This window comes from Pseudoalteromonas fuliginea (assembly GCF_000690055.1).
Lineage (GTDB): Bacteria > Pseudomonadota > Gammaproteobacteria > Enterobacterales > Alteromonadaceae > Pseudoalteromonas > Pseudoalteromonas fuliginea.
In genome coordinates, this window is record NZ_JJNZ01000011.1 from 31438 (window position 1) to 56582 (window position 25145).

The following is a 25145-nucleotide window of genomic DNA, read 5'->3' on the forward strand; positions in this document are numbered from 1 at the left end:
ATTAAAATAAAAAGGAGTTTTAAATGCATTGCCCACGTACAAATGCCTCTCTTGAGCCGTTATTAATTGGCGGTATTACTGTTTACACTTCAGCGCAAGGCGGCGTATTTTTTGATAACAGCCAAATTTTTAAATTTAGCTCGCCAGAGCTAAAGCACGGTCAGGTGTTGCTAAAGCATTTGAGTGAACATAGCGAGAGTGAATACGATGTATCGCTACGAATTAATTGCCCAAAGTGCAAAAAAATTGTAATGATGCGCAGGTATTTTTCGCCAGTAAAGGCCGTCGAAATAGATGAATGCCCAGGCTGTGCAGGAATATGGCTTGATAGTGGCGAGCTGGCAAAAATACACGAAAACCACTTAACACCCAAAGAGCGTAAGCTATTAGCTCATGAAATGGCAACCAATCATGGGTTTATAACTATTAAATCACCTACTTCTAGGTTTACGCCAACTAATAAAAATAAAAGTGCGCATGAAACCACCGTTGAGAACTTGGTTCGCTTAGCTTTACTTGGTTTGTGACTGTTAATAACATATTAAAACAAAAACGGCGTACTAAAAAGTACGCCGTTTTTATTACAATAAACTAATTTTTAACGAATTTATTTATTACGATTTTCTTTAGCAAATGCACGTATTTTACGCTTTTGCGACAGTGTTACTTTATTAACACGACCAGCAAATGGGTTTTCACCTTCTCTAAATTCAATTTTGATTGGGGTGCCCATAATTTTAAGCGCTTTACGGTAGTAGTTCATCAGGTAGCGTTTATAACTATCTGGTAAATCTTTAACTTGGTTACCGTGAATAACAATACGTGGTGGGTTATAACCACCGGCATGCGCATATTTGAGCTTAACACGACGACCACGAACAAGTGGCGGCTGGTGATCGGCTTGAGCCATGTCCATAATACGACGCAACATTGCAGTACTTATACGTTTAGTCGCTGATTCATACGCTTCGTCAACAGACTCGAATAAATGACCAACACCTGTACCGTGTAGTGCAGATATAAAGTGTAGGCGTGCAAAGTCAATAAAGCCTAAACGGCGATCGAGCTCTGATTTAATACGATCTTTAACATAATCGTCTAAGCCATCCCATTTGTTCACTGCAATTACCAATGAACGACCTGAGTTAAGAGCAAAGCCTAATAAGCTTAAATCTTGATCTGAAATACCATCGCGAGCATCAACAATCAATAACACAACGTTACAGTCTTCGATTGCTTGAAGCGTTTTAATTACAGAGAACTTCTCAACTACGTCGCTTACTTTTTTACGTTTGCGAACACCGGCTGTGTCAATTAACACATATTCTTTTTCATTTCGCGTCATCGGAATGTAGATAGAGTCACGTGTTGTACCAGGCATATCGTATACAATTACGCGTTCTTCACCGAGTATTCGGTTAGTAAGTGTAGACTTACCAACATTAGGGCGACCAATAATGGCAAGCTTTACAGGTTTGTCTGCAAATGCCTGGTGATCGGTGTCGCTGTCTTCATCTTCTTCGTAAAGATTAATAAGCTCTTCGTCATCGCCTGTTACGTCTTCGTCTTGTGCAGCTAATTCAGCAATAAGCGGCTGAAGTGTTTGCTCAAGTAATAACGTAATACCACGACCATGGGATGCCGCAATATGATGAATTTCACCTAATGATAATTGGTAAAATTCAGCACAGTTTGAATCTGCATCAATACCATCGGTTTTGTTGGCAACAACAAAACACTTTTTATCTTGCTTGCGTAAGTGATTAGCAATTGCTTGGTCAGCTACGGTCATACCTACACGAGCATCTACTAAAAACAGAACAATGTCGGCTTCTTCAATGGCTAGCAGAGATTGATCTGCCATTTCGATTTCGATGCCTTCTTCTGAGCCATCAATACCACCCGTATCTACCACGATAAATTCATAGCCATCATAACTAGCTTGGCCATATTTTCTATCTCGTGTTAAACCAGGGAAATCGGCTACGAGCGCATCACGAGTACGTGTTAAACGGTTAAATAATGTGGACTTGCCCACATTGGGTCGCCCAACTAGAGCGATCACGGGAAGCATAAACTACCTCTTTAAAAAACAACAAAAGGCTTCGCAGTGCGAAGCCTTACAAAAAATAATTAACTATTAGCAGGTTATACTAATAGTAGTAAGTTAGTTCGGTATTTTAACCGCACTAACTTCACCATCACGGGTGTATAAAATCAGTTTATCGTCGGCAACAACAGGCTCAATAAAAAATCCTGAACTGTCAAAGTCTTCACGAGATACTAGCTCGCCAGTTTCTTTATTTAACCAATGCAGGTTACCTTCTTGGTCGCCTATAGCTAAATGGCTACCCGCAACTGTAGGGCCTGTTAAGTACCAACCACGTAGAGCGGGTTGGCTCCAACGTTCAATACCTGAATCTTTATCCAATGCGTAAATAACACCATCGCTATCTACTACATAAATACTTTGTGCGTCCATTGCAATATCGCGGTAGCTACTGTATTCACGTTTCCAGACAATATTACCTGAGCGAATATCAATAGCGGCTAAGTTACCATTATAAGCAATAGCATATGCGTATGGGCCGCTAATAAGTGGTTGAGTATCTACGTCAACTAGGCGTTCAAACTCTGATGCACCTTTAGCTACCGCTATTTCTGCGCTCCATGCTGAGTAACCACTTTCTGAAATCAAAACGTTTAACTTGCCTGTTTCAAGGCCAACTAATACACCACCGTTAGCAACGGTTGGCGAGCTTTGTCCGCGCAATGTTAGCGGCGGTACTTCTTGTTCAAAGCTCCAACGCTGCTCACCTGTATCTGGGTGTAACGCTAATAATTTACCAGACGCTAAATTAACAAAAACTAAGCCATCGCCAGCAGTTGGTTTTGATAGCGATTCACCAGGTACATTTTTACGCCAAACTTCTTCACCTGTTTCACGGTCAAGGGCTATAATGAAGCCATGTTCAGAGCCAATATAAATCTTACCATAAGCTTGTAAAATACCGCCTGATAATTTTGCTGTACCGTTGTCACTCCATGGCCAAAATGATAAATCCTGACGCACGTCAGTTTCCCATTTTGTGTCGCCATTCGTAAGCGAAAGTGCTTCAACTTGGCCTTCACGGCTAGCAACGTATACAGTATCTTTATAAATAGCAGGCGTTAGTCGAGAGAAATAATGCTCTACACCGTCACCAACTGATTCTTGCCAAACAACGTCAGTTTCAAACTGGTTTACAATTTCAGGAAGTACTAGTTCGTCTTCATCATCACTTGATGAACAACCCATCAGTGTTGCCATACATAGGGCAAGGGTTGCAGTCGTTAATTTTCTCATGCCTAAAACCTTAAGCCGCTGGGCTAGTTACTGCTAGGTCATCTAACTTAACTTGTAATAGTGGGTTACTGGTTAATCCACCTGCATCTACAGCTGCTTGATAAGCAGTGCGAGCATGATCTTTATTACCTTGCTGAGCGTAAATATCGCCTTTAAGCTCGGCAACGTTTGCGTTAAATGCTTCTGGTAATGGTGCATTTAATGTATTTAATGCATCGTCATATTTAGTTTGTGCAATTTGAATGCGGGCTAAGCGTGTAATAGCAATTGCTTTTAGTTCTGCATTTTGCACATTAGATACGATCCAACTCAGTTTTTCGCTTGCTACATCTAACTTTTGCGCATCTACAGCATCTTTAGCAGCAACAAATGCGGCTAATGTTGCGTAGTTTGTGTCTTTATTTTCGCTGATAAACGTATCTGCTGAAGATAATACATCATCACCTTCAACAAGCTTAGTGAAAGAGTTTGATGCTTTCTCAGCTGTTGTGATTTGGTTTTGGTTATACGCTTTCCAGCCATACAAACCACCCAAGCCAACAACTATACCTAGTGCAAGTGAAACGCCGTTTTCACGGAAAAAACGTTTAATGGCTTCTGCTTGTTCTTCTTCTGTTGAATGTATATCCATGTTTACCTCTAATGTCAGCTTAGCCGTTAATAAGCTCAGCTAATAGCGTTTTAGCTTGTTCTAATTCTAGTGTGACTTGTTCTTTACGTTCACGTAAATACTTTATAGTCACAACGCCTTTTTCTAATTCATCTTCACCGATAATAACAGCAACAAGTGCATCGCTTTTATCAGCACGTTTTAATTGTTTTTTAAAGTTACCGCCGCCAGCATGTACCATAACACGTAAACCGGCTACGTCACGACGTAGTTCAGAGGCAATAATAGGTGCTTGAATACTTGCTTTGTCGCCCATCGCTGCTAAATATACATCAGCATTGCGACGAATGTCACCCACACACTCAATAGCCTGTAGCAATAATACTAAACGTTCTAGGCCCATTGCAAAACCAACCGCTGGGGTTGCTTTACCACCTAGTTGCTCAACTAAACCATCGTAACGACCGCCTGCACAAACAGTGCCTTGTGCGCCTAAACTGTCGGTTACCCATTCAAATACGGTACGGTTGTAGTAGTCTAAACCACGTACTAATTTTTCATTAACCGTGTATGAGACGCCTGCAGCGTCTAAACGTTCACATAAATTTTTAAAATGTTCTTTTGATTCAACATCTAGGTGCTCAGATAATCTAGGTGCGTCGGTTAATATGGCTTGTACATCTGGGTTTTTGCTATCAAGTACGCGTAATGGGTTTGAATACATACGACGTTTTGAATCTTCATCCAGCACATCTATGTGTTGTTCAAGGTAAGCTACTAATGCATCACGGTAATCGGCGCGCGCTTCGTTAGATCCTAATGAGTTAAGCTCTAAGCGTACGTGCTCAGTAATACCAAATGCTTCCCATAGTTGCGCTGTTAATAAAATAACTTCGGCATCTATATCGGCTGTGGCAATACCAAATGTTTCTAAACCAAATTGGTGAAACTGGCGGTAACGACCTTTTTGCGGACGTTCATGGCGAAACATTGGTCCCATATACCAAAGACGCTGCTCTTGGTTATATAACAATCCATTTTCGTTACCTGCGCGCACACATACAGCGGTGCCTTCAGGGCGCAGTGTTAATAAGTCACCATTGCGATCTGCAAAGGTGTACATTTCTTTTTCTACTATATCGGTTACTTCACCAATAGAGCGTTTAAATAAGTCGGTTGATTCTACAATAGGAAAACGAATTTCTTGATAACCGAACGATGCTACTGTCTCGCGTAAAATGCTTTCTACTTTCTGCCAAACTTGTGTGTCGCCTGGCAGACAATCGTTCATACCGCGAACTGCCTGAATTTGTTTTGCCACTGATAAATCCTAAATGCTGTTTATGTGTAATAAAAAATGCTTACACAACAAGAATGCTAAAAATTGACCTGACATTATAGCGTTTTAGCTATAAAGGTAAACGGCAAACAGCGTTGTCTGCCGCTAAATACGGTATTTATTCGACTATTTTTATATCGATAGGTGTTTGGTTTTGCTTTTGGGCTATAAAGTCACGTACATAACCTTCGAGTTGTTCAACAATATTATTGTTATCGATACGTGCTTTTTGACGCTCGCCATTAATATATAAGCCAGAGCGACGGTTTGCACCCGCAAGACCTATATCACTAACGAGTGCTTCACCTGGGCCATTTACAACACAACCAATTACCGAAACCGATACAGGCTCAATAATATCCTCTAAACGCTCTTCAAGCTGGTTCATGGTGCTAACTACATCAAACTCTTGGCGTGAGCAGCTAGGGCAGGCAATAAAGTTAATACCGCGTGAGCGTATACGCAGCGATTTTAAAATATCAAAGCCGACTTTGATTTCTTGTACTGGGTCGGCTGCAAGTGATACTCGTAGTGTGTCGCCAATGCCTTCAGCAAGTAGCATACCTAAACCTACTGCGGATTTAACCGAGCCTGAGCGCATTCCGCCCGCTTCGGTAATACCTAAATGCAGTGGTTGGTCTATTTCTTTAGCAAGTAAGCGATAAGCGCCTACCGCTAAAAATACATCTGATGCTTTTACTGATATTTTAAATTGGTCAAAATCAAGACGGCGTAATATATCTACATGGCGCATTGCTGATTCTAATAAGGCTTCAGGTGTAGGCTCGCCGTATTTTTCTTGTAAGTCGCGCTCAAGTGAGCCGCCATTTACACCAATACGAATAGGAATGTTATGCTCGCGAGCTGAATCGACCACGGCTCTAATACGTTCTTCGCTGCCTATATTACCTGGGTTTATTCGTAGGCAATCCACGCCGTATTTTGCCACTTTTAAGGCTATACGGTAATCAAAGTGAATATCGGCTACTAAAGGGATAGTGACTTGTTCTTTAATACTTTTAAATGCATCTGCTGCATCCATTGTTGGCACTGACACACGCACAATGTCGGCACCGGCATCTTGTATTGCCTGAATTTGTGCCACGGTTGCATCTACGTCCATGGTATCGGTATTGGTCATTGATTGCACTGCAATCGGTGCACCATCACCAATAGGTACATTACCTACATTGATACGAGTTGATTTTCTGCGTTTAATTGGAGATTCTGAAAACATAGCGACTACTCTGCTAGTGGTAATTTAAATTTAGCTAAACGATTTTTAGGAAAAGCCGAAATGTCGATAGGCTCACCATCCAAGGTAATACTTACAACGTCATGCTTACCTAGTACAACAGAAAAAGGAGGAGTACCGCTAACCGTCATCTGGTAGCCTGCTTTTTTAACACCAAAAGCGACTTTTTCACCCTCACCGTCATAAACTTCAACCCAGCTTTCATCGTTAAAGTTCATCACGATTGTACTTATACCTGGTGTTTTATCCAGGTCAGTAGTTACTGTTTCTACGGGTTGTTCTACTGAATCATTTAATGTTTCGCTTTGCGATTGTACCGTTTTATTAGTATCTGCTTGTTGTTCTTGTTCAAAAAAAGGAGATTGTGCTGCTTGTCGCTCACTCATAATTGAGTTCTCAACATTAATATTACTTGTTTGTTCTTCAATTGGCGTGGCATTTTGCCAAAACCAAAGTGCAGACGAACCAATGACGATCGCTAAAATAATATAACTCACGAACATTAATCGGCTGTCATTGGCTTCTTTTTCCGTTCGGCGTGAAAAGCTTTGCATGTTCGCGGGTTTAGCCGGCTCAGGTGGGGCTGGCATCATAGCTAGAATAGGCGTGCAATCAACTTTTAATTCTCGGCAATAGTTTTTAATATAACCTTTTACAAACGTAATAGGACCGAGTAATTGAAATTCATCGTTTTCAAGACGCTTTATTTGTAGTTCAGATAGTTTTAACGGCTTAGCAATTGCTGCAATGCTCACATTCGCTTGCTCACGATGTGCTTTTAGTATTTGACCAACCGTTGGTTGTTCGCTCTGTGTTTGCGTATTGTCTTCATTCATAATGTGTATGAGTCTGGATCCACTAGTAAAAGTCTATGCCCTGGCGTAAGTGCTATGTCAGGACTTAATTTATTCCATCGCATTAATTGATCAATTAATACACGCCGCTGGGTAGCTATTTCGTAAAGGGTGTCGCCAGCTTTAATTTCGTAATAAACATTAGGATCGTTTAGGTAAATTTTACTTCCATTCATTACCCGATCCGACTCTTTTAAACCATTCCATTGTAGAAGTTTTTGTAGTTTAACATTGTATCGCACCGAAATGCTAAATAGGTTTTCACCGAATTGAATTACATGAAATGGGATGCTTAAAGTTGGTACTTTAGGGTTAAGCATTGGTGGTTCAATGTGTTCACTTGCCTCATAACTCTTAAACTGTATGTCATTATTATTTTGGCGGCTACTTTCAGCAAACACGTTAGTATCTTTCGTTGCAGTGTAAAAAACAACATCAGAATCATTCTGTTCTATAGGAGCCTTTATTACAGGGGGAGTTTGCTGCGAATTAAAGTTTGCATCTTTAGGGGCGCCAAAAGAAATTATTTTAATACTGTCATTTGGTTTAGTTAATGTTTTTTCGGCTTGTTTTTGTGATTTAGGTACTTGTGGAGCGGCGACCGTTTTTTGCATCGTATTAGCTGAACTATGACCAGTTGTTAAAGCAAGCATGATAGCCGATGTATCGGTTTTAGTACTTGAACTAGTTACTGTTGGTGTCGTTTCTTTTTCTGAAATAGATGATGGGGGCGCGCTTGTATAAGTATTTCCTTTATTAATTGGATTAACAGTACTTGCAATAACTGAACTTGCATTATCCATTTGAGTTTGGGGTGCTAAACTTATGCGTTTGTTATCGTTGGTAACTAAGCTTGTTGAATTATCTCTAGCAATGTGTTTTTTCCGGGTGATTTTTATTTTTGGTTTAACACTAATTTGTCCACCATTACTTGTTTCTTGTAATTCATCAAGTTTAGCTTTTCGGTATTTTTCTCTTAAAATTTCAAATTCGCTTAACCGTACTTTTTGCTCTCGAATTACGTATGCTTCATTACTCGTTGGGTAGGTCTGTGAAATAGTGGTCGCAATTTTTTCTGCATCTTCTATTTTACCCATTCGATTTTTTATTAAATAGTTAAGCATTAAAGCCCGAGATGAAACTTTGCCTGTATCGTCATAACGCTTTAAAAGCTCATTTGCTTTGTGTAAATCACTCTTAGCATAAAACAGTGCAGCTAAACTGATTAAAGTAGACGTTCTTTGCGAGCTGTGGTTCATGGCTTGTTTAAAATAACTTTCAGCATTATCAAAATCGTTAAACTCAATGGCACATAAAGCTAAATTTTCGTAGCTTTCTGCAACACGAATGTAGCTAGGGATTTCTATTGCTTTTAAAAATTGATCAGTGGCTCGGTCGTATTCATTTATGCCACATAAAAATACACCGTAGTTATTTAAAGTATTTGGATCGTCTGGTTTTATGGCGAGTGCTTTTTGGTAGGCTTTATCGGCCAGTGTATTTTCACCAACTTGTTGATAGTAATAAGCTAGAGAGTAATGAACCTCTGGTAAATTTGGTGCAAATTCGGCTGCACGCTCTAAATTATATTTAGCCTGAGAATTATTGCCTGTATTTAGGTATTGTAATGCTAGAGCAATACGCGTTCGCGCTGCGCCTATATTATTAATTTTATTTTCGACGACGGGTTTGTCACTGCCGTTATAACTATTTTCGGTTACACACCCGCTTAGAGCGAGTGCCGATATAGTTAAAGCAAGTAAAGATCGCATTACCTTATCTCTGTATTTTAATCCATATCTTCTATCTTACCTAAAAGCCTTTATGTTGCATCATATATTTAAAAATAAACGAATTAATATAAAGGCTTTAAGTATTTTACTAAAAGTTATGCTTGATGAATGTTTACACTAATCGCATTATCATCACGCATTTTCTTTTTAGCTAAGCGCTTAGTACGATCCACTACATCACCCACTAGTTGTCCACAAGCTGCATCAATATCGTCCCCTCGAGTACGACGAACAATACAGGTAACGCCAGCTGCTTGTAATACCTTTGAAAAGCGATCAATACGGCTGTTACTTGAGCGAGTGTACTCATTACCTGGGAACGGGTTAAACGGAATAAGGTTTACTTTAGATGGTGTGCCTTTTAACGTTTGCACGAGTGCATGCGCCTGATCGGTGCTGTCGTTAATACCGTTAAGCATAACGTATTCAACGGTTACGTCTTTATTAGCTTTAGAGCCGTCGATATAACGACGACACGCGGCTAAAAATTCTTCAATTGGGTACTTTTTATTAACGGGCACTAAAATGTCACGCAGTGCGTTATCTGGTGCATGCAATGAAATAGCCAGTGCTACGTCAATTTTCTCTTTTAGTAAATCAAGTGCAGGTACAACGCCTGACGTACTTAATGTTACGCGGCGCTTAGATAAACCAAAGCCCCAATCGTCCATCATTAGTTCCATTGCTGGCACTACGTTTTTAAGATTAAGTAAAGGCTCGCCCATACCCATCATTACAACGTTAGTTACAGGGCGCTTTTCGCTATGACCATCAAGGCCAATATCTTTAGCTACACGCCAAACTTGGCCAATGATTTCAGATACTTTTAAGTTACGGTTAAAGCCTTGTTGCGCAGTAGAACAAAAAGTACATTCAAGCGCACAACCCACCTGTGATGATACACATAAAGTAGCGCGTTCTTTTTCAGGGATCCAAACAGCTTCTACTTCTTGGCCGCCTTCAAGAATAAGTGCGTACTTAATAGTACCGTCGCTTGCTTGTTGGCGAACGGTGATTTCTGGTGCAACAATTTCGCACTCAGCTTTAAGCTTTTCTTTAAGCTTTTTATTTACGTTGGTCATTTCGTCGAAGTTATCTACGCCAAAATGATAAATCCATTTCATCACCTGGTCACTACGAAACGGTTTTTCACCGAACGATGCAAATAGCTCGCGCATTGCATCTCGGTTTAAATCTAATAAGTTAATCTTTTTTTGCTCGGTCATGAAACAACCTCAATCGGTGACGGTGGAGATAAAATTTACGAGGACGAATTGTACACAATTCACTCACTTTAATCATTAAGTAAAACATTATTAGTTTACTGATTAATACTTTACGTAATGACTAAAAAAGGGCCCGAAAGCCCTTTTCAATATGTTAACGAATTCGAATTAACGAGTACGTGAACAAAGCTCTTCGTCAGCGAAGAAGTACGCGATTTCGCGAGCAGCAGATTCAACAGCATCAGAACCGTGAACAGCATTTTCGTCGATGCTATCAGCGTAGTCTGCACGTAAAGTACCAGCTAGTGCTTCAGCAGGGTTAGTAGCACCCATGATTTCACGGTTTTTAAGAACAGCGTTTTCGCCTTCAAGAACGGTAACCATTACTGGACCAGATGTCATGAAAGATACTAAAGCACCGAAGAAAGGACGTTCGCTATGTTCTGCGTAGAAACCTTCAGCTTTCTCTTGTGAAAGGTGAACCATTTTAGCTGCAACGATTTTAAGGCCAGCAGATTCGAAACGGTTGTAGATAGCGCCAATGTGGTTTTTAGCAACTGCATCAGGTTTTACGATTGAGAAAGTACGCTCTAAAGCCATCTTTATGCTCCAATAATTTTAAGTAAAAGTGTGAATATTAACGGGCGCGAATTATACGCGTTTTAAGTGAAAAATCCTAATTTTATTAAAAACCAGTTTGATTGCAGTTTTGTGATCTTGATCAAAAGCACAATGCTTGGCGGATTTATAATGCCGCGCTCGTAAATTAATTAATCATGCAACCGACTTATACTCGGTTCGATGTATGGAGCGCACATGCCAACTGTTTCTTCTTTAACTTCTTCTTTAACTTCTTTTGTACCTGAACTGTTATGCCCTGCAGGGAGCTTAAAAAATATGCGCTACGCGTTTGCTTATGGCGCAGATGCGGTTTATGCGGGGCAGCCTCGTTATAGTTTGCGTGTGCGTAATAATGAGTTTGACCTAGAGACCCTGCAAATTGGTATTAGTGAAGCGCATGCGCAAAATAAAAAGTTTTATGTGGTGTCTAATATTGCGCCGCATAACGCGAAAGTAAAATCGTATTTACGTGACATTGAACCTGTTATTGCTATGGGGCCTGATGCGCTGATTATGTCAGACCCTGGTTTAATTATGCTTGTTCGTGAAAAATGGCCAGCCATGCCTATTCACTTATCGGTACAGGCTAACGCCGTAAACTTTGCAAGTGTGCAGTTTTGGGCAAAGCAGGGAATTGAAAGAGTTATTCTATCGCGAGAACTATCACTCGAAGAAATTAGTGAGATACGCACACTCTGCCCAAACACAGAACTTGAAGTATTTGTGCATGGCGCACTGTGTATGGCGTATTCAGGGCGTTGTTTGCTCTCCGGTTACATTAATAAACGCGACCCAAACCAAGGTACATGTACTAATGCATGTCGATGGGATTATGATGTTAAGCTAGGTGTTGAAAATGAAATCGGTGAAATGGTGCATAAGTTTGATCCCAAACAGGTTATTCCTACATTAGGTGAAGGCGCGCCGAGTAACGATGTATTTATGTTAGAGGAGCAAGGCCGCCCTGGCGAATACATGCCTGCGTTTGAGGATGAACACGGCACGTATATTATGAATTCCAAAGATTTACGCGCTGTACAATATGTAGAGCAGCTCACAAAAATGGGTGTACATAGTTTAAAAATAGAAGGGCGTACTAAGTCATTTTATTATGTGGCGCGCACAGCACAAGTTTATCGCAAAGCAATAGACGATGCAGCTTCAGGTAAACCATTCGATACTAAATTATTTAAGACGCTTGAAAACTTAGCACATCGTGGCTATACCGAAGGCTTTTTAAAACGCCATGCCCATCAAGAATATCAAAATTACGAGTATGGTCACTCTGTATCAACTAAGCAGCAATTTGTGGGTGAAGTACTTGGGCGCTGCGAAAATGGATTAGTTGAAATAGACGTTAAAAATAAATTTTGCACAGGCCACTCTTTAGAGCTAATGACGCCAAAGGGAAATATTAGTTTTGTGCTTGAATACATGGAAAACAAAAAAGGCGAAAGTATTAGCGATGCTAAAGGCTCTGGTCACATTGTAAAAATACCGCTAGATGAGGGCGTTAACTTAGCGCACGCTATTTTAATGCGTAACCTAGATGAAAACCAAGATACCCGCAATCCGTTTAAACAAGCAGTTTAAGGGGTATAAGTAACACCAAAAATCGGTATTTTGGTGTTACTTCATAATCTATTTTAACTACCCGTTAAATGCTTATTCATGGCGTACGTATTATTAAGCTGTTGCTCTATTAAGCTAATCGTTTTTTATTTACGTCGAGTGTTTTAGCGGTGTATTTAAAGTTTAAAATAATCTCTGCTATTTCAGATATTATAACTTGTACTTGTTTCCAGTTTGCATAACCTGCTGCAGAGGCCAGCTTTTGAATCGCTTTTAGTGGCGGGTTTTTTCCAAATCCAGCAAACGAAGTAGCATGCTCGTTAAAAGGGTGAGGACTAAAAGTGACATCATAAAAAGGCGCTAAATCCCACTCACCAGAATCTTCTTGTAAAAAAGCCCATTTTTTACTGTGGTCGTCTTGGTTACAGCTAAATAAATTAAACATAGCCCGACGAAATTGTAATTGCCCCGCAGCAGGTGATTTGCATAAAACACGGCTCGCTTTAATTAAATCCTCATAATCTAATGTAAGTGTACGAAAATCAGCATCTAGCAAGCCACATGCACTATGCATATGTTTACAGCCCATTTTATCACCCGTTAATTTAAACCTATAGAATCGCTTTAAGGCAAGCCATTGCTTTGCACCGGTCCCTTCTGGGGCGGGTACCAGTAATCGTTGAGGTGGGTTTAATCCCGCTTGTTCAGCTAAATCCAAATACACAGCTTCACATAACCCTTCCTCATGTCCTAAAGCGAGGTTTTTGGATGTGAATTTGATTAACCAAGCATCATCGCCTGTTTTAGGTTTTGTTCTACATTCTTGTATATTATTGTCAGGAAAATAAATTTGAGCTTTAGGGCGTGCACCGCCGGAGCTGCCAGCAGCCACTAACGCAGAAAGTACTTCTTCTGTTTGTCCGTCAAATATTGCTTGGGCTTGTTGACCCAATGTAGCAAGACCAGCGTCATCGTCATTTGTGCCATCATAATGAGTTTCTGGTGTAAACGATAATGCCCCCATAGCTAAACGGCCAACAAAAGATAGCGGTCCATTTGGGTCACAAAGTTAGGCATTATATTATTTTTTCTGAATACACGGTCCTGTAGTAGTAACCCCCACTCATCAGGTAAACAATCAGAAAAGACCCCATGCAATCCATTATGTGGGCTTTTGGGTGCTAATTGAACATCTCTATTGAAGGCGAGTGAGAATGGCGAAAGATTACCATATGTGTCTAAATAACTTTGGTCGAACTGAAAGTAAACACCTTGCCTATTTTGAGCAAGTACGCCCACCATTAACTCTGTTGAGTCTGACAGTGTACGTTTTACTTCTAGCTTTTCTATGGGTTTAATAAAGGCCATTGTTTAATTCCTGAACAATAGGCGTTGGCGCATTCTTGCCTTGAGTTGGCGCTTGTGTTAAGTCATATAAACGAGTTAAATCGTCGAGTGTTTGCCACAAAAGCAATAGCTGCCTAAACGAAATAAGCCCTGTAACCTCAAACTTTTTTATTGTAGAAGCCGGTACTGTGCTTTTTTTAGCTAACGCCTCGCGTGACATTTTTGCTTTTTTGCGACGTTCTTTTAGGTGCTCAGCAAAAGCCAGCTGCACATCACCTTCGCTTAATAATTAATAACAGAACCTCGCGAACTTGATTGGGCATTACTGTGTCCAAAATTGCTTTTTTATGAGCGTAATGGATATTATAGTGTCCATTTTTAGTTATAAAGTTAATGATTGAATGCGAGTTACCCAATGTAATTTTTATTGATTGAGATCAACAAGAAAACGCAGAATAAAATGCATAATTTACGGCTGCAAATTTATGCTAGAAGTACTAGAGGTTAGAGAATGGCTTTACTAATTAACAGCAAATGTATTAACTGCGACATGTGCGATCCAGAATGCCCTAACGAAGCCATTTACATGGGCGCTAAAATTTACCAAATAGCCCCCGCAAAATGCACTGAATGCGTAGGCCATTACGACAAACCAACCTGTGTCAGCGTATGCCCAATTGACTGCATAAAGCCCGATCCTAATCATCGAGAAAATATAGACGAACTGGCTGAGAAATATGTCAGGCTAACGAGTTAGTTTGTTAATTGGCTTTTATGTGTAATGGGTTACAAAGCGAAAGTTGCGACACTGTCGCAATAATCAAACTGCTCGTATATTGCGTATTGTGACTAATAAATATCCCCTCATATATTTTTAATTAAGTCTCAATAATTCGCGCTATTTACGGTATGATAACTCAATAATTTGTATTGATATTCTGGTCTGAGATAGCTATGGAAACCGCACCTAAAAAAACTGCCACAAAGCCCGCTACTAAAAAAGTTGCTAAAAAAACCACAAAACAAGCACAAGTCGGGTTTGAAGAATCGCTTTGGGATGCCGCCAATAAACTACGTGGCAGTGTTGAATCAGCCGAATATAAACACATTGTTTTAAGCTTAATCTTTCTTAAATTTATCAGTGACAAGTTTGAAGTACGTCAAAAAGCCATTATTGCTGAGCACGGCGATGAATACATCGACATGGTCGACTTTTACGCAATGGATAACGTGTTTTACCTACCAGAAGACGCCCGCTGGTCATACATTCAAGCCAACGCCAAGCAAGGCGATATCGCTGTAAAAATAGATACCGCCTTGCACGGCGTTGAAAAAAACAATAAATCACTCGCGGGCGCATTGCCCGATAACTACTTTTCACGCTTAGGGCTTGATGCCAGTAAGCTCTCAGCACTTATCGATACCATTAATAATATCGATACCATCGCCAACCAAAACGAAAAAACAGAAGAAGACTTAGTTGGCCGTGTGTACGAATACTTTTTAGGTAAATTTGCTGCATCTGAAGGTAAAGGCGGGGGCGAGTTCTACACCCCAAAATCAATCGTTACCCTTATCGCCGATATGATTGAACCATTTGAAGGTAAAATTTACGACCCCTGTTGTGGCTCGGGCGGTATGTTTGTGCAATCGCTTAAGTTTATTAATAGCCATAATGGTAATCAAAAAAATGTGTCTATTTATGGGCAAGAGTACACTAATACCACTTATAAACTGGCTAAAATGAACCTCGCCGTGCGCGGTATTTCGGGCAATTTAGGCGATGTAGCAGGCGATACCTTTTTTAAAGACCAACACCCCGACCTAAAAGCCGATTACATAATGGCTAACCCGCCGTTTAACCAAAAACAGTGGCGCGCCGATAACGAGCTAGTTGACGATGCCCGCTGGGCGGGTTACCCAACACCGCCTACTGGTAATGCCAACTATGCGTGGATCATGCATATGATCTCAAAACTTAGCGAGCATGGCACCGCAGGTTTTGTATTGGCTAATGGCTCAATGAGTTCAAACACCAGTGGCGAGGGCGATATTCGCCAAAAAATAATCGAAAACGATTTAGTCGATTGTATGATAGCCCTACCAGGGCAGCTGTTTTACACCACGCAAATTCCGGTGTGTTTATGGTTTATAAGTAAAGACAAACGCGGTAATAACGAAAAAGGCCTACTAAAGCGCCGCGACCGCCAAGGCGAAACGCTATTTATAGACGCCCGCGAAATGGGCTCTATGGTTAACCGTACCTTAAAAGAACTCACCAACGACGACATAGCAAAAATTACCCAAACCTACCATATTTGGCGTGGCGAAGATCTAACTACAGCAAGTACCGAGCGAGAAAGCGCAGATAAAGAGCAAGAACAAGCGTACAAAGATGTCGCCGGTTACTGTAAATCAGCCACCCTTAGCGATATAAAAGCGAACGACTACGTATTGACCCCTGGGCGCTATGTCGGCGCGGCCGATATTATCGACGACGGTATCCCGTTTGAAACCAAAATGAGCGAACTTAGCCAAACCCTTTATAGCCAAATGAATCAAGCAGATGAACTTGATAACGCCATTCGTAAAAACTTGCAGGCCTTAGGCTATGGTGAAGAGCGTGATGGAGAAAAACGTAATGACTCATAGTGAAGAACACCCATCGACTCAAAACGAGCACTTATTAGTTGATATTCGCCGCATTGTTGAGCAAGCCCGTGGGCAAGTTAAACAAACCGTAAATACCGCCATGCTGCAAGCGTATTGGCAAATAGGGCGCTTAATTGTAGAAGATGAGCAAGGCGGTGAAACACGCGCAGCCTACGGCAAAGCAACATTAAAACGGTTATCGCAGCAACTCAGCACAGACTATGGCAGAGGATTTGACATAACCAACCTGCGTAATATGCGCCGTTTTTATCTCGCCTTTGAAAAACGAGACGCAGTGCGTCTCGAATTAAGCTGGACGCATTATCGTGTACTATTACGGGTTGATAGTTCAGCTGCGCGCAACTGGTATCGAGATGAAGCCATTTTACAAAATTGGTCGGCGCGCGCGTTAGAGCGCCAAATTGGTACGCTATATTACGAACGCTTATTGTCTAGCAAAGAAAAACAACCCGTAGAGCAAGAAGCTCAACAAAACACACAAGTATTGGCAGAGTCCGCAAAAGACTACCTGCGCGATCCCTACATTTTAGATTTTTTAAACCTGCAAGACAAAAGCTATCAAGAAAACGACCTAGAGCAAGGCATTATAAATAACTTACAACAGTTTTTATTAGAGCTTGGTAAAGGCTTTGCTTTTGTAGAGCGCCAAAAACGCATTCGCTTTGATGACGAAGACTTTTATATAGACCTCGTTTTTTACAATTTTAAACTCAAGTGTTTTTTATTGCTCGACTTAAAAATTGGCAAACTCAAACACCAAGATATAGGCCAAATGGACACCTACATTCGCTTGTACGATGACCTACACACCAGCAGCGACGACAACCCCACCATAGGTTTAGTTATATGCAGTGAAAAAAGCGAAGCCGTTGTTAAATACTCTGTACTGAGCGACCAAAAACAACTCTTTGCCGCAAAATATTTAGCCCACCTACCCAGCGAAGAAGAGCTGCGCATAGAACTCCAAAAAGAACGCGAACGTGTGCAAGCGCAATTGCTTAGTCTGCAAGTTAAAGGCCAAGATGATGAATAAACAAATAGTGGGTGCTGTTGATAGCCAAATGAAGCAAAGCGATGAGCTTAATAAAGCCATTCGTAAAAACTTGGAGGCGTTGGGTTATGGGGAGTAGCTTAAAAACTTATACAGTTGAAGAGTTAGTTAATTTGGGAGCCTTGGAAAAACCACTTGATGGAAATCATGGTGGTATCCATCCTAAAAGCTCTGAATTTGTAGCTGAAGGTATTCCATTTATAATGGCTTCAGATATGAAAAATGGGAAAATTGATACTAGAAATTGTAAATTTATCAGTGAAGATCAAGCTAGAGGACTAAGAAAAGGCTTTGCTAAGGAAGGAGATGTACTTTTATCTCATAAAGCAACAATTGGCCGAACAGCTATTGTTGATAATATAGATACTGCTTTTATAGTTTTAACACCTCAAGTAACTTATTATCGGGTTAAAAATTTAGGTGTAATAAACCCGAAATATCTAAAATATTATTTTGATTCCGTACAGTTTCAAAGCTTATTTGAACAATGGGCAGGAGGAGGTTCAACACGACTATATTTAGGTATTACAGGGCAAATGAAGCTACCAATTGAGTTACCAGATATTGAAACTCAAAACTCAATAGCGTCGATTATATCTGATTATGATTTAAAGTTATTACTCAACCGCCAAACCAACCAAACCTTAGAGCAAATGGCGCAGGCGCTATTTAAAAGCTGGTTTGTTGATTTTGATCCGGTGTTCGACAACCTACTTGCTAGCGTTGATTTTAAGTTAGAAAACCTTGAAACTAGTCTGCCTGACGAGTTAAAACAAAAAGCACAGCGCCGCTTAGCGGCACTGGACAGTTTAGAAAATGTGGCCCAATGCAAAGCCTCACTCATTGCGCTCGCTCACGAGTTACAAGCGCAAACACAAGCAGCAGAGCAAGTATCAGAAACACCCGTTAAACCAAACTTTAACGCCAACCCTAAAATATTAGCGCAACACGCCAATACCCACGCCCACTTCACCAATGAGTTCGAGCACAGCGAACAACTAGGCTGGATACCAAAAGGCTGGAAGCAAAAATATCTAAGTGATTTACTTGAAGTTAAATATGGTAAAGATCACAAAAAATTAGATGATGGAAAGTATCCTGTTTACGGCTCGGGCGGACTTATGCGTTCTGCAGAAAGTTTTTTGTATGATGGGGAGTCTGTACTTATCCCTAGGAAAGGCACTTTGAGTAATATTATGCATATAAATGGCTCATTTTGGACTGTTGATACTATGTTTTACACGATCCCTAAAGTACCAAAGGTTGCAAAGTTTATGTTTTACCACTTGAAAGCTTTAGACTTTGCAGCAATGAATGTAGGGTCAGCTGTACCAAGCATGACAACTAAAGTACTTAATAGCTTAGAGCTACTTTTTCCTTCAGTAGAAGTTCTTTATAAGTTTGACAGAGTAATCGAGGATTATTTTAACAAGATAGATTTCAACAAATTAAATATCAACCAACTTGAAAGTTTACGAAATACTTTGCTACCCAAACTCATCTCTGGCGAATTACAAATACCCAATGTAGCCATTGATGAAGAAGTAGTAGATTAAACTTAGCTAAGCGTTTAAAGGTCAAAATAACAAGAATAAGGATGTTTGATGAAATTTACTGAAGCCAAATTAGAACAAGCGGTGGTTGAGCTATTAGGCGAGCAAGGCTACCCGCATTTATTGGGCGGTGAGCTTAGCCGCAGTAATAGTGATGTATTAATTAAAGAAGACCTCCGTGCTTTGCCAATTAACACAATGAGTGAATAAGAATTAGTATGTTTGATTTAAATGAAATAGAGCAACGCGTGGCCAGCAAAACTTACGATTTGGGTTATAGTTTGTACGCATCAAATAATGTCAGTAAGTTACTTATTGTGGGTGATCAAGCAATGGCGAGCGTGGCGGGGCAGTATAAATACAAAGTCACCTTAGAAAATAGTGCAAGCGGACAATGCGTGGCAAGTTGTACGTGCCCCGCAGCCGATTATCAAGAGGTATGTAAACATGCCATTGCCGTGGCGCTCAAAGTAAACAGTTTATCTGCTACTGAATTAGCCAACGCAAACGCCGATGCTACAACACAAGGCAACGAACGCGGGGCATTAATGGCGTGGTTTTTAGATAAACCGGCTAATGAACTTACCGATATAATTATGGGTTTTTTAGATGAGTCAGAGCATGAATACGATAAATGGGTATTTATGATGTCAAACGACAAGCAAGCCATGAGTACAGGTGAGCTAAGCAAACTTATCACTAAAGCCTTGCCTAAAAAATCAGTATGGGGCTGGAATGAAGTACGTAGCTATTTTGCTAATGCTGACTCACTGTTTGAAATGATATTTCCTGCGATAGAAAAACTGCCCGTTGTTCAGCAATGGCAGTTGAATTTTAAAGCCTTGGTGCGCTTAAACACCGTACTTGAAGAAATTGATGACTCCGGCGGCTTTCGCTTTGATTTAGAAGGGCAGCTTAACCAAAACCTGAGCGAGCTTTTTAATCAACAGCCTTGGTCTGATGAGCAAAAAGCGCAGTGGATTTTTGAGCATTTTGAAGATTACAAATACGATGTATTCCCGAGTGTACCGCATGACTTTGATATAACACCCAATGTAAATACCTTGTTTTTAGCACTGTGTACAACTGCAATAGAAAAGCGACTACACGCGGGCGTTGACTTTGATGATTGGAGGCAAAAAAGCGCGCTTACACGCCTTACGTCGATATTAATAAAACAAGCGCAAGGGCAGGATGATTGGCAAGCGCAACTGCGTTTAATTAAACTAACAGCCCATGACTCGTCGGATTATTTAAAAATAAGTGCGTTTTGCAAAGACCGTAATGAGCTGTTAGATGCCGAGTACTATTTGAAGCAAGCGTATCAACGGGCAAGTAAGCCACATGAAGTGCTTGCATGTAAACGCGATGAAATAGAACTTCGCCTTGAATTGTCAGAATTTAAAGCCGCATGGGCAATCGCGTGGCAGTTATTTGTAGATAACCCGAGTTTTAATGGCTTTAAAGATTTACAAACGCTACAACTAAAAACCGGCATCATTGATGCCCAGTTTACGCAAAAAGTAGAGCAGCTATTGCTATCTCCTTCACAGCAATACACTCAGTCAAACCAAAGGGTTAATCGTTTTTCTAATTACCCGTGCGAGTTACTGGATTTTTATATTGATCAAAATGACATTGAAAAAGCACGTTCATGGGCTGCAAAACATGAGGTTAAGTCGAGTCAATTGATAACGTTGGCTGGTTTAATTATGGCGCAATATCCACAAGAGTCGATTGACTTGTATCACAAATCACTTAGCAACATAATTGGACAAACCAATAATGACGCTTATCGTGAAGCAACTAATTTATTAATTAAAATAGAAAAAAGCTTAAAAGACAAAAATGCCGACTGCACGCTATTATATGAAATGATTACTACATTGGCTAAGAAGTTTAAGCAAAAACGCAATATGATGAAGTTGTTGCGAGAATACTTCCCGCATTGTAGCTAAGAATAAATGTTTAAAAAATAATAACTAACATGAATAAACCAGCGGACGGTGCTAAATAGATGAAATTTACTGAAGCCAAATTAGAACAAGCGGTAGTTGAGCTATTAGGCGAGCAAGGCTACCCGCATTTATTGGGCGGTGAACTTAGCCGCAATAATAGTGACGTGCTGATAAAAGAAGACCTCCGTGCTTTTTTAACTAAGCGTTACGCTAAAAATAATATTACTACGAGTGAAGTAGACTCAATTATTGCAAAGCTTGAAAAGCTACCAGCCAGTGATTTATACGAGAGTAATAAAACCTTTTGTAACTGGCTAAGTGATGGGTTTTTACATAAAAGAGACACGCTAAGTAGCCAAAGTAGTGATACGGCGAGGAGCCAGTCTCAAAAAGATTTATATATTCAATTACTCGATTACGACAACGTTGAGCAAGGCATTAAAAGTAGCCTAATAGCAGGCAGTGCTATGGCTGCTTTCGATAATGTAAGTGAGGCAAGCGTTACTTACCTGCAAGACGATAACATTTATCGCTTTGTTACCCAGTTAGAAATACACAGCCCCACAAGCTACGACAATGTTGAACTGCGCATTCCCGATGGCATTTTATACATAAATGGTTTGCCGCTGGTGGTGTTTGAATTTAAAAGCGCGATACGCGAACAAGCCCCTATTTTTGAAGCGTATGAGCAGTTAACTGTGCGCTACAGACGCGCTATCCCGCAGTTATTTGTGTTTAATACCTTGTGCGTTATAAGCGATGGCGTAAACAATAAAATGGGTAACTTATTTGCGCTGTATCAGTTTTTTTACTCGTGGGGAAAAGTAACGGGGCAAGAGCTAACCGCGCAAGAGGGTATTAACTCGTTACATACCTTATTGCAGGGCTTGTTTGATAAAGCGCGCTTGCGCGATGTAATGCGCAACTTTGTATTCTTCCCTGATTCTGATAATAAAAGTGCGGGCAAAAAAGAGATAAAAATTGTGCCCCGTTACCCGCAATATTATGCGGCTAATAAGTTGTTCGAAAATATAAAGCTGCATTTAAAGCCACAAGGCGATGGTAAAGGCGGTACGTACTTTGGCGCAACCGGTTGCGGTAAAAGTTACACCATGCAATTTTTAACACGCTTGTTAATGAAAAGCGTTGAACTTAAAAGCCCGACCATTATTTTAATTACCGACCGAACCGATTTAGACGATCAACTCTCGCAGCAGTTTGGTAATGCAAAAACCTACATTGGCGACGACACGGTAAAAACAGTCACCAGCCGTACTCACTTACGTGATTTACTAGCTGGGCGGAACAGTGGTGGTGTATTTTTAACTACCATTCATAAGTTCACCGAAGACACTCAGCTCTTAACCGATCGCACTAATGTTATTTGTATTTCAGATGAGGCGCATCGTAGCCAAGTTAATCTCGATCAAAAAATTACTATTACCGACAAAGGCGTGAGAAAGACCTTTGGCTTTGCAAAATACCTGCATGACTCATTGCCAAACGCCACTTATGTTGGTTTTACTGGCACACCAGTAGACGCCACACTGGATGTGTTTGGTGAAATAGTTGACTCGTACACTATAACTGAGTCAGTCAAAGATGAAATAACCGTACGCATTGTTTACGAAGGGCGCGCCGCCAAGGTGTGTTTAAACAACAGCAAGCTGGCAGAAATAGAGGCCTACTACAAAGAATGCGCTGATGCAGGCAGTAACGAGCTGCAAATAGAAGACAGTAAAAAAGCCACTGCGAACATGAATAGCATTTTAGGCGACCCTGATCGTATTAAAGTGTTAGCAAAAGATTTTGTGCAGCACTACGAAAAACGTGTTGAAGAATGCTCAACGGTTGCCGGCAAGGCAATGTTTGTGTGTAGCTCACGCGGTATTGCTTATCAGTTGTATCAAGAATTAGAAGAATTACGCCCAGATTGGTTTGATGTAGTAGACTCTTTAAACGAGCAGGACAACGCGCAAAACTTATCGGATAACGAGCGAAAGCGCGCTATTAGCGAAGGCCGTATTGCAGCCCCTTCTGAAAAAGTAAAAATGGTGATGACCCGTGGCAAAGACGACGTCGCACGCTTATATAATTTACTTGGCAGTAAAGACGAGCGTAAAGAGCTTGATAAGCAATTTAAAAACAAACATTCGAACTTTAAAATAGCCATAGTGGTAGATATGTGGCTAACCGGTTTTGACGTGCCATTTTTAGACACCATGTACATAGACAAGCCACTGCAAAAGCACAGCTTAATACAGACTATTTCGCGGGTTAATCGCCAGTTTGAAGGTAAAAATAAAGGCTTGGTAGTCGATTACATTGGTATTAAATCTGAAATGAATAAAGCGTTAGCGCAGTATTCAAAAACAGACGAAACCAACTTTGAAGACATTACCGCCTCGGTTATTGAAGTAAAAAACCACCTAGCATTACTTGCCGAGTTATTTCATAAATTTGACAGCAGCCCTTACTTTACAGGTGAAGCAGTTACGCAGCTAAATAGCTTAAACCACGCCGCCGAGTTTGCGCTAATTACCGAAAAGCGCCGAAAACGCTTTATGGATCTAGTTAAGCGTTTAAAAGCCGCTTACGATATATGTTGTGGTAGTGAAAAAATTAACGAAAACGAGCGTAACCACATTCACTTTTACCTCGCTATTCGCTCTATTATTTACAAGCTAACCAAAGGCGAAGCGCCCGACACCGCGCAAATGAACGCCAAAGTACGCAAAATGATAGCCGAGGCCCTACAAAGCGACGGCGTAGAAGAGGTATTTAAACTCGGTAATGAAGACGGTGGCGAAATTGATATTTTTAATGACGACTACATCGCTAAAATAGAAAAAATAAAACTCCCTAATACCAAAATTAAAATACTGCAACAAATGTTAGCTAAAGCCATAGGCGAGCTTAAAAAAGTAAACCAAACCCAAGGTATCGACTTTACTAAACGCTTTGAATCGCTGGTACAGCGCTATAACGAGCGAAAAGATGATGACATATTGGTAAGTAACGTACTCGATGAGTTTTCAGACACTATGGTTAATATGATTTACAGCGTACGCGACGAAATGAACGCCGGCGACGAGCTAGGTATTGATATTGAAGAAAAAGGCTTTTACGACGCATTAAAAATGCTCGCGGTTAAATACGACTTTGATTACCCCGAAGATAAGTTGATTGAGCTCGCCCAAGCGGTAAAAGTAATAGTGGACGACAAAGTTAAATTTGTTGATTGGAACCACCGCGAAGATATTAAATCATCCCTAAGAGTAGAGCTTATTTTAATACTGGCTAAATTTAAGTACCCACCAATAAGCCACGACGAAGTGTACAAAGAAATTTTTGAACAAGCACAAAATGTAAAAGCGAATAAAGAGAAGTAAAATATAAAGCGCACGATGTTCAATAGCTAAGCGAATAATTGGTAGTGTTTAAAAGTGGGTATCTGTTCAGTAAACTTGTGAAAAGAAAATTCAATTGAATTTCATAGATACAGTTTAAGCTACTTAATTAGCTTAAACTCAATGATCAATACATTATAATGTCAGCTTTGTTATTGCGCTATTTTAGTGGCGCTATAGTAAAACACTTATTTAATGCAGTAGTGATAACCACACAGTTAACATAGCTCTGCAGTGTTATTTATAGAGGTGTTTTTAAGTTCCCCTGGGATTTGTGTAAAAATTGGTTGTTTAATGGGCAAAAAAGGCGATGCAGCCCTTTATTTGTATAGCTTTCATACTAAATTCATTTAATTGTCAAAAAGCTGAAATAAAACATTGACCCCCGCTCGGATCTCCCTATAATGCGACCCCACTGAGACGGGAAAGGCCAACGCATAGCAAGGCACGAACTACTCAGAGAGTTAAATAAAACTTCGGTTTAAATCTTCTAAAAGAAAGTTTAAAACAAAGTATTGACTCGAAAAATAAAGGGTG

General features: G+C 40.4%; 19 protein-coding genes and 1 pseudogene. 9 read left to right on the forward strand and 11 right to left on the reverse strand.

What is annotated here, in order from left to right:
• Nucleotides 1-23: 23 nt before the first annotated feature.
• Nucleotides 24-527 carry a TFIIB-type zinc ribbon-containing protein gene (locus DC53_RS16180; RefSeq protein ID WP_033028690.1) on the forward strand — a complete coding sequence of 168 codons (504 nt, stop codon included), beginning with the start codon at nt 24-26 and terminating at the stop codon, nt 525-527.
• An 80-nt stretch (nt 528-607) separates the two neighbouring features.
• Here the strand turns inward: DC53_RS16180 and der are convergent, their stop codons facing one another.
• The 9 genes from der to ndk form a co-directional block, all read right to left on the reverse strand.
• Nucleotides 608-2074 carry a ribosome biogenesis GTPase Der gene (gene der / locus DC53_RS16175; protein WP_033017497.1) on the reverse strand — a complete coding sequence of 489 codons (1467 nt, stop codon included), beginning with the start codon at nt 2072-2074 and terminating at the stop codon, nt 608-610.
• Nucleotides 2075-2167: 93 nt separating this feature from the next.
• Nucleotides 2168-3346 (reverse strand): outer membrane protein assembly factor BamB, encoded by a 1179-nt coding sequence (gene bamB / locus DC53_RS16170; protein ID WP_008139563.1) that lies wholly within the window; start codon nt 3344-3346, stop codon nt 2168-2170.
• Nucleotides 3347-3356: 10 nt separating this feature from the next.
• On the reverse strand, nt 3357-3977 hold the full coding sequence (locus tag DC53_RS16165) for a YfgM family protein (protein ID WP_033028691.1): 621 nt from the start codon (nt 3975-3977) through the stop codon (nt 3357-3359).
• A gap of 19 nt (nt 3978-3996) precedes the next feature.
• The gene (gene hisS / locus DC53_RS16160; RefSeq protein WP_033028692.1) at nt 3997-5277 is read right to left on the reverse strand and encodes a histidine--tRNA ligase; all 1281 of its coding nucleotides are present in this window, start codon (nt 5275-5277) and stop codon (nt 3997-3999) included.
• A 136-nt stretch (nt 5278-5413) separates the two neighbouring features.
• Nucleotides 5414-6532, reverse strand: coding sequence for a flavodoxin-dependent (E)-4-hydroxy-3-methylbut-2-enyl-diphosphate synthase (gene ispG / locus DC53_RS16155; RefSeq protein WP_008139556.1), 1119 nt, complete (start codon nt 6530-6532; stop codon nt 5414-5416).
• A 5-nt stretch (nt 6533-6537) separates the two neighbouring features.
• The gene (locus DC53_RS16150; RefSeq protein ID WP_033028693.1) at nt 6538-7386 is read right to left on the reverse strand and encodes a RodZ domain-containing protein; all 849 of its coding nucleotides are present in this window, start codon (nt 7384-7386) and stop codon (nt 6538-6540) included.
• Nucleotides 7383-9176, reverse strand: coding sequence for a type IV pilus biogenesis/stability protein PilW (pilW, locus tag DC53_RS16145; protein ID WP_033028694.1), 1794 nt, complete (start codon nt 9174-9176; stop codon nt 7383-7385). Before pilW ends, DC53_RS16150 begins: the two co-directional genes overlap by 4 nt.
• A gap of 116 nt (nt 9177-9292) precedes the next feature.
• Nucleotides 9293-10423: a dual-specificity RNA methyltransferase RlmN gene (gene rlmN / locus DC53_RS16140; RefSeq protein WP_007377441.1), complete on the reverse strand. Its 1131-nt coding sequence runs from the start codon at nt 10421-10423 to the stop codon at nt 9293-9295.
• A gap of 168 nt (nt 10424-10591) precedes the next feature.
• Nucleotides 10592-11023 (reverse strand): nucleoside-diphosphate kinase, encoded by a 432-nt coding sequence (ndk, locus tag DC53_RS16135; protein ID WP_007377442.1) that lies wholly within the window; start codon nt 11021-11023, stop codon nt 10592-10594.
• Between the two features lie 216 nt (nt 11024-11239).
• Here ndk and trhP point away from each other — a divergent pair, with 216 nt between their 5' ends.
• On the forward strand, nt 11240-12637 hold the full coding sequence (gene trhP, locus DC53_RS16130; RefSeq protein WP_033028695.1) for a prephenate-dependent tRNA uridine(34) hydroxylase TrhP: 1398 nt from the start codon (nt 11240-11242) through the stop codon (nt 12635-12637).
• Between the two features lie 53 nt (nt 12638-12690).
• Here trhP and DC53_RS0120345 read toward each other — a convergent pair.
• Nucleotides 12691-13984, reverse strand: a pseudogene (locus DC53_RS0120345) (type II toxin-antitoxin system HipA family toxin).
• Complete coding sequence (locus tag DC53_RS16125; protein ID WP_033028696.1) at nt 13971-14234, reverse strand: helix-turn-helix domain-containing protein; 264 nt, start codon at nt 14232-14234, stop codon at nt 13971-13973. The pseudogene DC53_RS0120345 and the gene DC53_RS16125 overlap by 14 nt, the downstream one beginning before the upstream one ends.
• A 240-nt stretch (nt 14235-14474) precedes the next feature.
• On the opposite strand from DC53_RS16125, the gene DC53_RS21600 reads away from it, so the two are divergent.
• The 7 genes from DC53_RS21600 (at nt 14475) to DC53_RS16105 (ending at nt 24590) form a co-directional block, all read left to right on the forward strand.
• Nucleotides 14475-14720 carry a YfhL family 4Fe-4S dicluster ferredoxin gene (locus DC53_RS21600; RefSeq protein ID WP_045984404.1) on the forward strand — a complete coding sequence of 82 codons (246 nt, stop codon included), beginning with the start codon at nt 14475-14477 and terminating at the stop codon, nt 14718-14720.
• A gap of 197 nt (nt 14721-14917) precedes the next feature.
• The gene (locus DC53_RS16120; RefSeq protein ID WP_033028697.1) at nt 14918-16615 is read left to right on the forward strand and encodes a type I restriction-modification system subunit M; all 1698 of its coding nucleotides are present in this window, start codon (nt 14918-14920) and stop codon (nt 16613-16615) included.
• Complete coding sequence (locus DC53_RS16115) at nt 16605-17669, forward strand: PDDEXK nuclease domain-containing protein (RefSeq protein ID WP_033028698.1); 1065 nt, start codon at nt 16605-16607, stop codon at nt 17667-17669. Before DC53_RS16120 ends, DC53_RS16115 begins: the two co-directional genes overlap by 11 nt.
• 86 nt (nt 17670-17755) lie before the next feature.
• Nucleotides 17756-19243 (forward strand): restriction endonuclease subunit S, encoded by a 1488-nt coding sequence (locus DC53_RS22115; protein ID WP_050484120.1) that lies wholly within the window; start codon nt 17756-17758, stop codon nt 19241-19243.
• A 48-nt stretch (nt 19244-19291) separates the two neighbouring features.
• On the forward strand, nt 19292-19450 hold the full coding sequence (locus DC53_RS22120; protein ID WP_157847571.1) for a hypothetical protein: 159 nt from the start codon (nt 19292-19294) through the stop codon (nt 19448-19450).
• Nucleotides 19451-19458: 8 nt separating this feature from the next.
• Nucleotides 19459-21198: an SWIM zinc finger family protein gene (locus DC53_RS16110; protein ID WP_033028699.1), complete on the forward strand. Its 1740-nt coding sequence runs from the start codon at nt 19459-19461 to the stop codon at nt 21196-21198.
• Between the two features lie 59 nt (nt 21199-21257).
• Nucleotides 21258-24590: a type I restriction endonuclease subunit R gene (locus DC53_RS16105; RefSeq protein ID WP_033028700.1), complete on the forward strand. Its 3333-nt coding sequence runs from the start codon at nt 21258-21260 to the stop codon at nt 24588-24590.
• Nucleotides 24591-25145: the final 555 nt, after the last annotated feature.